General features: G+C 45.0%; 10 protein-coding genes. 6 read left to right on the top strand and 4 right to left on the bottom strand.

Annotation, left to right across the window (positions count from 1 at the left end; genetic code table 11):
- Positions 1-39 precede the first annotated feature (39 nt).
- Both ACSLUR_RS09855 and ACSLUR_RS09850 read left to right on the top strand, forming a co-directional pair.
- Positions 40-513 carry a (2Fe-2S)-binding protein gene (locus ACSLUR_RS09855; protein ID WP_116002131.1) on the top strand — a complete coding sequence of 158 codons (474 nt, stop codon included), beginning with the start codon at positions 40-42 and terminating at the stop codon, positions 511-513.
- Positions 506-2716: a xanthine dehydrogenase family protein molybdopterin-binding subunit gene (locus ACSLUR_RS09850; protein ID WP_448554065.1), complete on the top strand. Its 2211-nt coding sequence runs from the start codon at positions 506-508 to the stop codon at positions 2714-2716. Before ACSLUR_RS09855 ends, ACSLUR_RS09850 begins: the two co-directional genes overlap by 8 nt.
- A gap of 130 nt (positions 2717-2846) precedes the next feature.
- Here the strand turns inward: ACSLUR_RS09850 and ACSLUR_RS09845 are convergent, their stop codons facing one another.
- From ACSLUR_RS09845 to ACSLUR_RS09830, 4 genes are all read right to left on the bottom strand, one after another.
- The gene (locus tag ACSLUR_RS09845) at positions 2847-3323 is read right to left on the bottom strand and encodes a Dps family protein (RefSeq protein ID WP_448554063.1); all 477 of its coding nucleotides are present in this window, start codon (positions 3321-3323) and stop codon (positions 2847-2849) included.
- 60 nt (positions 3324-3383) lie between these two features.
- Positions 3384-3596 carry a DUF2061 domain-containing protein gene (locus tag ACSLUR_RS09840; RefSeq protein ID WP_448554061.1) on the bottom strand — a complete coding sequence of 71 codons (213 nt, stop codon included), beginning with the start codon at positions 3594-3596 and terminating at the stop codon, positions 3384-3386.
- 91 nt (positions 3597-3687) lie between these two features.
- A complete protein-coding gene (locus ACSLUR_RS09835; protein WP_448554059.1) occupies positions 3688-3831 on the bottom strand; it encodes a hypothetical protein in 144 nt (47 codons plus the stop codon).
- A gap of 468 nt (positions 3832-4299) precedes the next feature.
- Positions 4300-5211: a hydrogen peroxide-inducible genes activator gene (locus tag ACSLUR_RS09830; protein WP_116002127.1), complete on the bottom strand. Its 912-nt coding sequence runs from the start codon at positions 5209-5211 to the stop codon at positions 4300-4302.
- A 120-nt stretch (positions 5212-5331) separates the two neighbouring features.
- Here ACSLUR_RS09830 and katG point away from each other — a divergent pair, with 120 nt between their 5' ends.
- From katG to ACSLUR_RS09810, 4 genes are all read left to right on the top strand, one after another.
- On the top strand, positions 5332-7551 hold the full coding sequence (gene katG / locus ACSLUR_RS09825; protein WP_448554056.1) for a catalase/peroxidase HPI: 2220 nt from the start codon (positions 5332-5334) through the stop codon (positions 7549-7551).
- A gap of 392 nt (positions 7552-7943) precedes the next feature.
- Positions 7944-9194, top strand: a complete 1251-nt coding sequence (locus ACSLUR_RS09820) for an efflux RND transporter periplasmic adaptor subunit (RefSeq protein WP_448554054.1) — start codon at positions 7944-7946, stop codon at positions 9192-9194.
- 3 nt (positions 9195-9197) lie between these two features.
- Complete coding sequence (locus tag ACSLUR_RS09815; RefSeq protein WP_448554052.1) at positions 9198-9959, top strand: ABC transporter ATP-binding protein; 762 nt, start codon at positions 9198-9200, stop codon at positions 9957-9959.
- Positions 9956-12424 carry an FtsX-like permease family protein gene (locus ACSLUR_RS09810; RefSeq protein WP_448554050.1) on the top strand — a complete coding sequence of 823 codons (2469 nt, stop codon included), beginning with the start codon at positions 9956-9958 and terminating at the stop codon, positions 12422-12424. The genes ACSLUR_RS09815 and ACSLUR_RS09810 overlap by 4 nt, the downstream gene beginning before the upstream one ends.
- The last annotated feature ends 2 nt before the right edge of the window (positions 12425-12426 follow it).

The following is a 12426-nucleotide window of genomic DNA, read 5'->3' as shown; positions in this document are numbered from 1 at the left end:
ATTGCTTGTTAGCTGGCTGATAACTAATGGAATGGAATCATGAAATTTGAATTAAACGGTAGCGCCGTAGAGGTTGATGTCGAGGATGATATGCCACTACTTTGGGTACTACGCGATGAATTGGGGTTAACGGGCACTAAGTTTGGTTGTGGCCTAGCTCAATGTGGTGCCTGCACCGTCCACTTTAATGGCACTGCGATGCGCTCATGCCAGTTACAAGCGCAAATGGTAGACGGCCAAAAAATTACCACCATTGAAGGACTAGGAACACCTCAAGCGATGCATGCGGTGCAGCAAGCGTGGGCCGAGCACCAAGTAGCGCAATGTGGTTATTGTCAGTCTGGGCAGATGATGCAAGCCGCAGCCCTATTGGCGTTTAATCCTACCCCAAGCGACAGTGATATTGATGCCGCCATGTCGGGCAACTTATGTCGTTGTGGCAGTTACCCTCGTATCAAACAAGCGATTTATAGCGCTAGTAAGCTTTTGCGCCAAGGGGCTGCTGATGAGTAAGCTTGGCACATTCACCCGTCGCACTTTCTTAATCGGCTCTGCGGCAATTGCTGGTGGTATTGCCTTTGGTACCTATAAATATCTAACGCCTGCAGACAACCCGTTGCTCGATGGGTTAAAAGAAGGTGAGGCTGCATTAACCCCGTTTGTGAAAATTGACGCCAATGGCGTGACCTTAATTACCCCGCGTGCTGACAAAGGCCAAGGGGTGTATTCACTTCAGGCAATGTTGCTTGCAGAAGAGCTTGATGTTGACCCCTACCAAGTGACCCTTAGCCCAGGTAAGCCAAGTTTGGCTTACTATAATGGCGCGGTCATGGATGAAGCTATGCCTGGTTTTGGCGACGTCATCGGTAAGTTGTTGGGTTTTCAAATTACTGGCGGTAGTTCAACGGTACCAGATTTGTATCAGCGTTTGCGTATGGCCGGCGCGGTCGCTCGTGAAACGCTAAAAATGGCGGCGTCTGTTGTCTACAATGTGCCGGTTGAGGAATTAACAACAGAAAATGGCTTTGTGATTTTGCCTGATGAGCGAGCAATTAGTTATCAGGAACTCGCACCAAGCGCTGCCAATATAGCACCTCAAAATGAGGTGACACTGCGTCCTGCCAGCCAATGGCGATATTTAGGCAAGCCACATCAACGACTTGATACTCTAGCCAAATCAACGGGAACACAAAATTACGGCATTGATATGCGAGCCGATAACATGGTTTATGCCAGTGTTCGCGCCAACCCTGGTTTGGGCGCACCAGTAAAGTCTTTCAATGCCAGTAATGCAAAAAAAATGCGCGGTGTTAAACGGGTTATGCCGATTACCAATGGTGTTGCGGTGGTCGCAGACAATACGTGGCGAGCTTTTAAAGCGGTAAATGCGATTGAAATTGAATGGCAACCAGCCCCCTACCCAGCGAATTCAGCGCAAATGTGGCAAGTACTTGAAAACCATATTCAACCAGAGTTTGAGAATATTCAGCGCCTTGATAACGGGCGTGTTGAACAAGTGTTAGCTGGTGGCGCACCAACAGAGCTAGTCAGTGCCGAATATCGCACCCCCTATTTAGCCCATGCACCATTAGAACCAATGAATGCGACAGTGTTGATAACCGATACCCGCATCGACATTTGGACTGGCACTCAAATTCCTCGTTTTATAGAAAATCATGTTGCTCAGCTAACAGGCTATGCCAAAGCGAATATTCACTTGCACGTGCTGCCAATGGGCGGCAGTTTTGGTCGCCGTTTAGAAGATACTTACGTGTTACAAGCGGTTGAAATTGCTATGGCAATGAAAGGCACACCCGTAAAAATGACATGGTCGCGCGAAGAAGACATGAGTCATGACTACCCAAGGCCAATGACACTTGCAAAAGCAAAAGGCCGAGTCAGTAACGGACATGTTGTCGCCATGGATATGCAATTGGTCAGCGCTTCACTGATGGCCTCTTGGTTTGGACGAATTGATAACGCACTACCAGGGCCAGATGCCACCATCACCACAGGTGCCGACGATCAGCCTTATGGTATTGAACACTATCGAGTCACTGGCTACAAAGCACCAGAAATGGTGCCGATCAGCTCTTGGCGCTCGGTTGGCGCTTCACAAAATGGCTTCTACCATGAATCATTTTTAGATGAGCTTATTGTGCAAGCTGGCGCAGATCCAATGGCTGAACGCATTCGCCTGTGTAACGACCCTGTTGCCGATCAAGTCTTGGCAACCTTAGCTGAACTTGCTAACTGGCAAGGGAGTAAGCCAAGTAAAAACCGTGGGCGCGGAGTGGCTATGACTCGCTCGTTTGGCGTTGCCTGTGCTTATGTGGTTGATGTGACGAACACACCAGCTGGAATTCGTATCGACAAGGTTTATATTGTGGCTGATGTTGGCCTGGTGCTAGATCCGGTTAATGTTGAGGCGCAACTGTTTGGCGCTGCGATTTGGGGGTTAGGCCACGGCATCAATTGTGAGCTAACTTATGATAATTACGCGCCTCAGCAAACAAACTACCACCAATACCAAGGAATGCGTTTAAACCAAGTACCGATATTTCACATAAAAGTACTGGAGAACAACCAGTCCATCAAAGGGATTGGCGAACCGGGCGTACCACCGGCTGCCCCTGCTCTTGCTAATGCGATTTTTGCTGCAACAGGTAAACGCATTCGCGAGCTACCGATGAATAAGACAATGAATTTTATTTAGTGATGTTTGGCAGGCTTCAACAGCGCCGATTTTGCTTAGTCAGCGAAAGGAGCAGTATCTAAAAAGCAGCACCTAAAGCTTTAGGTGCTGCTTTGTCGTTATCATATTGCTGCAAGCAAGGTTGCTGAGGTTAGTCTAGCAGTGCTCTTAACATCCATGCTGTTTTCTCATGTACACGCATGCGGTCTGAAGCTAGTGCTGCAGAAGACTCGTCGTCAGCATCTTGAGCCACTTTAAGTGCTCCGCGGCAAGTACGAACGACAGTTTCATGAGCTCGGGTTAAAATTTCAATCATTTCATTGGCACTTGGCACACCTTCCACTTCTTCAATTGAGCTCAATGCTGCAAATGCTTTGTACGTGCCAGGTGCGGCAACGCCAAGTGTACGAATGCGTTCGGCAATTTCATCAACCGCATCGGCCAATTCAGTGTAGTGCTCTTCAAACATTAAATGCAGTTCACGGAATTGGCGACCAGTGACATTCCAGTGAAAATTATGTGTTTGTAGGTAAAGCGTGTATGAGTCTGCGAGTAAGTGCTTTAATTGCTCCGCTACGTTAATACGGTCTGCTTCATTAATTCCGATATTGATTGTATTTGCGCTCATCATTATTCCTTGGGTCTTTGCTGGTGTGAATTCAGCGATTAATTTCTTCTAGTGATTAAATTAGCTATACGCTGCGGATCTGCTGAGGGAGCGACTGGCATTCGATGCTTTTGCTTTATCCCAAATCTTTTCATGAAAAAAGTAGGCAACGGTATTAATCGCTGGCTCAACAATAGCGACTAAGCCACCTAGTACAAAATCACCAGTAATGGCATAAGTGACGCCAAAGGCCACAGAAAAATGCGTAATTGCGAAGGTCGTTGTTTTAGCCATTGTTGGTTTCCTATTTTGGTTGCTCTGCCCAGTTAAAGCTGAATTAATTACCTAGTGCTTAATAATTGCTAACGTTTTATGGGAGCAGGGTTTAACCCAACTTCACTTTGCACAGTTGATCGCCGTAGTAATTGTTTTTGTAGTTACATTCGTTTGCTTTGCTTTTAACAGCCTCCGCTTTAACGGAATGATTGCGGTTGAACTGGCGAATAACTGATTGAATAACATTTTTCATAATGGTTAGCCTTATCTTGCTTGTGCTTGCTATCAATGCCCGTAGAGCGAAATAACAAGTGCCTGTGTTTGTTTGATGAAGCTAGTATGCGGCCAAGGTGTTAATTATAAAAATTAATTAAAATTGTTATTACAATCAGTTTTTTCGAACATAATGGTTTTATGCCTGCATTCAACTCGTCAACACATATTACTAACCAACACATAGCAGCTAAGTGAAACAACAAACCTGAGAGTCAGAGCGAGTAAAAGCACAAGAAAAGCGCAGGAAAAGTACAACAGTGAAATAGAAAGTGAGATGAAAGTTGGATCGTTCAGTAGTCGGCTTTGACAAGCAAGCCGTTTTAACAAGCAAGCCGTTTTAACAAGCAAACCGTTGAGCCTTTCTCAGTAGCATAGGCTCAACGATTACACGATTTATTTTGATGATTGCGTTTAATTTTGTTTAATTGGCAGTAGTTTTCGGCAACTATTTTGGCTTAGTACATAGTAACTTAAGTTGCTGGCGAAATAGCTTCATCAACACTTCAATGTCATTGGTTTTAACGTAGTTAGGACGAATAATAAAGGCAATGCTACGGTGCGGGCCCGGCTCATTTAAATGCAATGCGCGCAGTTCACTTTCGTTATGTAGCAATTGTTGTAGTGCCATCTCTGGTACTAACGTGGTGCCTAGTTTACCTGCTACCATCTGGACTATTGTATGTAAGCTAGTGGCATCAAAGGTTGAGTCTTTCTCTACGCTTTTATGTTGGCAAGCAGCAAGGGCGTGATCTTTTAAGCAATGTCCTTCCTTGAGCAACATGAGCTTGTCCATTGCCATTTCTTGCGTGCTGATTTCTTTAGTGTTAGCAGGGCATTCTTCGTGGTGGCAAACCATATAAAAGTCTTCTTGCCAAAATTCGAAACTCATCAAGCCATCAATCGCATAAGGTAGTGCTAAAATTGCCGCGTCTAAATCACCTGTGCGCACTCGATCAACTAACTCGTGCGACTGTGCTTCAACAATTTTTAAGCGAAAATCTGGGTAGTTTTTGCGTACTTCCGGTAGCACTTTCGGTAATAAGTAAGGGCCAATGGTTGGAATAATGCCAAGCGTCATTGGGGTACTCAGCGGTGATTTATCCATCTGTGACAGCTGCATAAGTTCTTCAAGTTCCAACTTAACTTGTTGAGCCTTTGCTAACACTTGCTGACCGATATCAGTAATAAAAACGTGCTTGTTATTACGTTCGAATACTTTGAGGCCAAGCTGAGTTTCCATTTCATTAATGGCAGAGCTCAATGCTGACTGCGACACGTTGCACATTTCTGCGGCTTTTTTAAAGTGCAAGGTTTTACCAACCGCTAGCGCGTAATTGATTTGCTTAAGAGAAATCATCTTGTTGTTCTAATAAATCGAATATAACGTTCATTTTAATCAAATTTCGATTGCTTGGGAATCTCCTATACTTTCGCTGAACAGAGTAGTTACACCTAACTATCCTTCTAGGGGGAACAAATGAAATTTAATAAGATCTTATCTGCTGCAGTCGCTGCTGGCATGATGTTCGGCACGGCATCAATGTCAGTATCTGCGTCAGTAGGTGAAGCAAAAACCAATCAATTTTGGTGGCCTGAGCAACTAAACTTAGCCCCACTTCGTCAGCACAGCCCAGAATCTAACCCTTACGGTGCTGATTTCAATTACGCAAAAGCATTTGCCAAGCTAGACTTAGCAACAGTCAAAAAAGATATTGAAACGACCTTAACTGACTCTCAAGACTGGTGGCCGGCTGATTGGGGTCACTATGGCCCATTAATGATTCGTATGGCATGGCACAGCGCTGGTGTTTACCGCGTTGCCGACGGTCGTGGCGGGGCAGCGGGTGGTCAACATCGTTTAGCGCCTTTAAACAGCTGGCCAGATAACGCCAACTTAGACAAAGCACGTCGTCTATTGTGGCCTGTTAAGCAAAAGTACGGTGCAAGCCTTTCATGGGCTGACTTAATGGTACTTGCGGGTAATGTTGCACTTGAATCAATGGGCTTTGAAACCTTTGGTTTTGCTGGTGGCCGTTCAGACGATTGGGAGCCTGATTTAGTTTACTGGGGCCCAGAAAAAGCTTTCCTAAAAGACAAGCGTCGCGACAAATTTGGCAAATTAAAAGGCCCAATGGCGGCGGTTGAAATGGGCTTAATTTACGTTAACCCAGAAGGCCCACACGGTAAACCAGATCCACTATTAGCTGCTAACGACATTCGTATGTCATTTGGCCGTATGGCAATGAACGACGAAGAAATTGTTGCCCTAATTGCGGGTGGTCACACCTTAGGTAAAGCGCACGGTGCGAAAAAGCCAAGCGACTGTATTGGTAAAGAGCCTGCAGCTGCGCCAATCGAACAACAAGGTTTAGGTTGGAAAAACAGTTGTGGTACTGGTAAAGGTGCTGATGCCACCACCAGTGGTCTAGAAGGTGCGTGGACAGTAACACCAACACAGTGGTCTTCAAACTACTTAGATAACCTAATGAACTTCAACTGGGTATTAACGAAAAGCCCAGCAGGTGCTAAGCAGTGGATCCCAGATAACCCAGCAGCAGCGAACCTAGTGCCAGATGCACACATTCCAGGTAAGCGTAATGCACCTATCATGTTCACTACGGATATTGCGTTAAAAGAAGACCCTGCATTCCGCAAAATTGTTGAACGTTTCAGAGCTGATCCAAAAGAGTTTGATTTAGCTTTCGCTAAAGCATGGTTCAAGCTAACGCACCGTGATATGGGCCCTCGTGCTCGTTACGTTGGTGCTGATGTACCAGCAGAAGTTTTGTTATGGCAAGACCCATTACCAGAAGCTAAAGGTAAGCAAATTAGTGAAAAAGATGCTGCGAAACTTAAAAAGCAAATCTTGAAAACGGGTTTAACAACGTCTGAGCTAGTGCGCACTGCATGGGCATCAGCGGCAAGTCACCGTGTAACCGATATGCGTGGTGGTGCTAACGGTGCACGTGTTCGTTTAGAACCACAAGCAAGCTGGGCAGTTAACAACCCGAAAGCACTAAGCAAAGCATTAGCTAAGCTAGAAGGTGTACAAAAGGCGTGGAACAAGAAGTCTCGCCGTGATGTATCACTTGCTGACGTTATTGTCTTAGCTGGTGCTGCCGGTATCGAGCAAGCGGCGAAAGATGCTGGCATGAAAGTGTCTGTACCATTTGCTGCGGGCCGTGTTGACGCCTCTCAAGCACAAACTGAAGTACCTTCATTTGCCCACTTAGAGCCTAAAGCTGATGCGTTCCGTAACTACTTCACTGACGCTTCATATTTCGGCCCAACTGAAATGATGGTTGATAAAGCCAACATGCTTGGTCTAACAGTACCAGAAATGACGGTATTATTAGGTGGCTTACGTAGCATTAACATCAACTACGATGGCAGCGAGCACGGTGTATTCACTGATAAGCCGGGTACGTTGAACAACGACTTCTTTACTAACTTATTGGATATGCGCTACACGTGGAGCAAAACCAACCAAGAAGGTATTTACCAAGGTAAAGAGCGTAAGTCAGGTAAAGCGATGTGGACAGCAACACCGGTTGACTTAATCTTTGGTTCGAACTCAGAGCTACGTGCAATTGCCGAAGTTTATGCGTCAGCTGATGCCAAGCAGAAGTTCTACGATGACTTCATTGCTGCTTGGGTTAAAGTTATGCAACTTGACCGCTTTGATTTAAAAAACTAATCCTTTAAAGACAAACCTTTAAAGATAAGTCGTTAAAAGTAATACGAGTATCAAAAGAAAAATGTGTGAGTATTTATCTGTATTCACACAACCCCACATAAAGAGCCGCATCTGCGGCTCTTTTTATTTCGGCCTTTCATCTTTCTAGCTTTAACTTGCTCTGCTTTCTTCTTAACTAGCTAAGTAGCTAATAGATTTCTAGCGTTTTTCACCCAGCGAATACTTAAATAATGATTGTTCGAAATCGAACACAATTGTTTGAAAACATACATTCAAATCCGAACACCTCAATGCCTACCAATTTAACTTATTGATATTTATGATTAATAAACTTGGCGCAGATTTTTCATTACCCCTAGCATAATGAATTAAAAATCGAGAAGGGAGCCATTGTGGAAATTCAGATACCGCGTAAGAAGTCCATGAAACTCAAATATGCAGCCGCCACGTTTGTGGGCTTAATTGCCTGTATTTTATATTTTTATCAGGTGGATAGTGTGCCGACAGTGGCTAGCGATAAATTGACGTTACTGAAAGTTGAACAAGGGCAAGTGGACTTATTTAGCCAAGCATTTGGTGAATTGTATTCTGCACAAGAGCGCATGTTAACGTCGCAAGCGTCAGGCAAAGTGGCAACTATTCACGTTAAACCCGGCGCAATCGTTACGCCAGAAACGGTGATTTTGTCGTTGGCAAACCCAGAGCTGAATTTGGCTTATCAGTCAGCAGTGGGGAATTTAGATGCTAGCAAAGCGCAGTTAGAGTCGTTTGAATTAGAACAAGAAAATGAACGCCTAGATTACCAAGGCCGCATTGTCGATATCGAGTCAGCACTGGAAAGAGCCCAGTTGGAACTGAGAGTGAACAATGAACTTTCCGAGCGCGGTGTGTCTGCCAAATTGGATATCATTAGAGCGGAATTGTCGGTTAATCAGCAAGGGAAAAAGCTCGCATTTGAAAAACAAAAATACCAACACTTTCTCAAAGTGCAGGCGTTTCAGTTAAAACAACGTCAAATTGCATTGGAGCAGCAAAGCCAAGAAGTCGCATTATTACAACAGCAACTGGATGATTTACAAGTGAAAGCGGGGATTCATGGCACTTTGCAAAGTTTAGCGGTTGAAACGGGTGAGTCTTTACCACAAGGTGCCATATTAGGACGTGTCGGTTCAGTGGACTCTTTATTAGCAAGGCTTCGAGTACCGCAACATCAAGCGGATCAAATTATCATTGGTGCGCCTGTCGAACTAGCCACGCGCAAGGGAAGTATTAGTGGCACAATCGCCCGTATCGAATCTTTAGTGACCAACGGTAATGTACTGGCAGAAGTGGCACTCGCTAGCGAGTTACCTGCCGATGCTAGACCATTAGCACCGGTTACCGGGCAAATATTTATGCACACCAAAGAAAATGCCCTGTATATCAAACAAGTGGCAGGCTTGCGTCCAATGTCTCAGCTAGAGCGCTTTGTACTAACCTCAGATAGCACCACAACAGCAACGAAAAGAAACATTCAATTGGGCGATTTAACTAAGGGCAAACTCATTATCGAGTCTGGCATTAGTGCAGACGAGCAATTTATTTCACAAATGCCTGACACATGGTCGGCATATCAAACTATCAATATCGATCAACAGGGGTAAACAATGACTAATAACACTGTCGTCAGCATGGAAAACATTCATAAAAAATACGTCGGTACTGAAATTGAAACGCACGCTTTGCAAGGGGTGTCACTGACCATTTACCAAGGCGAGTTCGTCGCTATTACCGGCCCATCGGGCTGCGGTAAATCAACACTATTAACCATTATGGGTTTGCTGGATAGCGCGAGTGACGGTAGCTACCAACTGAGTGGCATTGATACCACAGGATTAAAAGTTGATCAGCGCACTCATGTTAGAAACCAGCATATTAGTTATGTTTTTCAATCATTTAACCTAATTGATTCAATGTCGGTATACGACAATGTCGCGCTGCCGTTAGAGCACAGAGGTGAAAAACCTGAGGTGATTAAGCAAGAAGTGCTAGCTGCGCTAACAAAAGTGGGAATGCAGCACCGAGTAAACTATAAGCCGAATCAAATTTCAGGTGGTCAGCAGCAACGGGTGGCAATCGCTAGAGCCTTGGTGGGCAACCCAGATCTTATTTTAGTGGATGAGCCAACCGGTAACTTAGATACCAAAAATGGTGATGCGGTAATGAAGCTATTGATTGAGCTTAACAAGCAAGGCTCAACCATTGTCATGGTCACGCATGACAGCCGTTACAGTGGTTTGGCGGATCGCCAAATTCAACTATTAGATGGCAAAATAGTTGGTGAGAAACAGTTGCAAAGCGATAAATTGCAAACGAATAATTTGCAAAGCGATAAACTACAAACTAAGAGTGAAAAGGAAGTGGCATGAGACTTTACAGCAAGGCTTTTCAACAGGGAATTGCCCGCATCTTTACCCTGCCACGGTTAAGTTTGCCCCTGATCACTACCTTAGGGTTAACATTAGCGGCTGTACTAACCGTGATCGCGGTGGCCAATACGCTGCTATACAAACCGTTAGCGGATGTCGATGAAAGTGATCTGTATCGCATTGAAGTGAATTTGGCATTTAATGAAGATTTAACCGTACCGTTTTTCAGTGAGCCAAGACGCATCGCAGCAATTAAAAAGCTCTATGGCGACGATCTGGCTTGGGGCAATATTGCCTCAGACACTGTATCTATCGAGCTTGATGGTAATGAAGTTCAAGTAACGCGTTTTAATGCTACAGCAGGCTCACCAGAAGTGCTTGGTTTATCGCTGCTGAACGGCCAAGGCAGTGATATTGATAATGTCGAAGCAGGTGTTTGGATTTCTAAGGCTTTATGGCAATCAATGTTTGGCAGCGCTGAAGATCTGTCGCAGCAAATGCTACGCCTAGATGGCACTGAGTATCCTATTTTTGGGGTTTTTGACAACTTAATCAGCCTTAATTCGGTGAATCTGAGTGAGCAGCCAAGCGAACAAATCTGGCAGTTTCAAAACTTGCAATCAGCCTTAGAATCACCTGATGCAGTTGTACTTAACTTAGGGCCCATTACCTTTGTTCGAGGGGATAAAAGTGCGCTTCCAACGCCTGCAGATCTGGAAAAGTGGTTTGTTGATTACGTGAATGCGGAGATCAGCAATGATCGCGCTCGTGATTTTCTGCTCAGCAAGGCAGTCACCGGTGAAGTCGTAAGCTACCGAGACTCCTTTATTGGTGATAGTCGTCAGCTGGTATTTGTATTGATGTTCGCCATGTTTAGTTTATTGGTAATGGCGAGCTTAAACTTGCTCAATATGTTTATTGCCCACTACCAAAGCAGAAACAAAGAGTTTGCTATCCAAATGTGCATGGGTTCAAGTGTCGGCCGACTACGTGGCTTAATTTTCACTGAAAATCTGCCGATGTTTTTGCTGGCAACCATACTTGGACTAATTGCAGCAGGTTGGTTGATCGAAAGTTTACCTACCTTAGCAGGTGATAGCTTACCCTTAATGGAGCAAATATCATTAAGTGGTAGCAGCGTCATTATTGCCCTAGTTTTGATTGGCATGATCAATTTTGTGTTCGCCATGATCGCGCTGATTTATGTGGATAAAACCGCATTGACCGACAGTTTAAATTCCAGTGGTAAAGGCACCCCAGCCCAGCAAAATCAATTGGTCAGTAAAGCGCTGATGATAGTGCAATTAACCTTGGCTTGTGTGTTACTCACTGGTGCGAGTATTTCCGTCAAAGACAGTTACCGTAGCGCTTACGCCAACCTTGGTTACAGTATGCCCAATGCTTTTGAAGTGAGCATGGCGATAGGCGATGAAACTTGGCAAACATCACTGGCTGAATACGAACAGTATCGCGGCAGTGAATGGCAACAACTGAGAGCTAATTTAGTTGAACGCCTGTCTAATTTAGGCGGTGATGTTATTGATATTAATGCCCTGCCACTGACAAACAATGTCTCGATGAGTGCATTTCCTGATCCCGATACTGGTGATTCCGTGATGATACGACCACAAATGTGGGCCAAGGGGCTATTGGCTAAGTTTGATATTGAGCTGCTAGCCGGCAGAGACTTGAACGAAGCAGATATCGACTTACCACATGTATTGATTTCTCGTTCGTTTGCCATCGATCGTGCTGGCAATGAACCATGGCAAGCAATGATTGGTAAAGAGCTTAAAATGGGAAGCGATGCAGAAGATATTTTCAAGGTCGTGGGTATAGTGGAAGATACGATTCCACTGCCGGGCGGCACCTTGAACATTGATGCCCCGGAAGTCTACTATAGTAATCCATCGCGCATTGCGTTAAATCGCTTGTCTGCCGTGGTGATTATGCCTGACGCGCAAGAGTTGCAGCGAGAAGAGGTTGAGCAGCTACTTGTCGGTATGGATTCACGCTTGAGTGATGTGCAAGTTGAGTCAATGCAACAGCGCTGGAATACGGTGACGGCAGCCACTCGCTTAAATATGTACGTGGTGATGGGGCTGGCGGCACTCACATTAGCGTTAGCTGCGATAGGTGTTTCCGGTTTGAGTCAAATGACCGCGAGCCAAAAACGCTATGAATTGGCGGTTCGCATGGCAACGGGGGCTAAACAAAGTCGCTTGCTACGCTTGTTGCTTCAAGATTCTATTTGGATGTTAGCGTTTGGATTAGGACTAGGCGTATTGGCAGCGGTGACTAGCTACCAGTATTTACTGACCTTCTTTAACAGTGCGCCAGTATTTGACTGGATGGTAACATCGCTGATTAACTTGGCGCTTGCGATAGTGATGATAATATCGGTGGCGCTACCGGGCTGGTTGGTTATCCGTAAAGATCCCATGCGGGTGCTAAGAGAACTTTAATT

It is taken from the genome of Thalassotalea montiporae (genome assembly GCF_053485855.1).
This window is presented reverse-complemented; position numbering and strand designations above follow the sequence as displayed.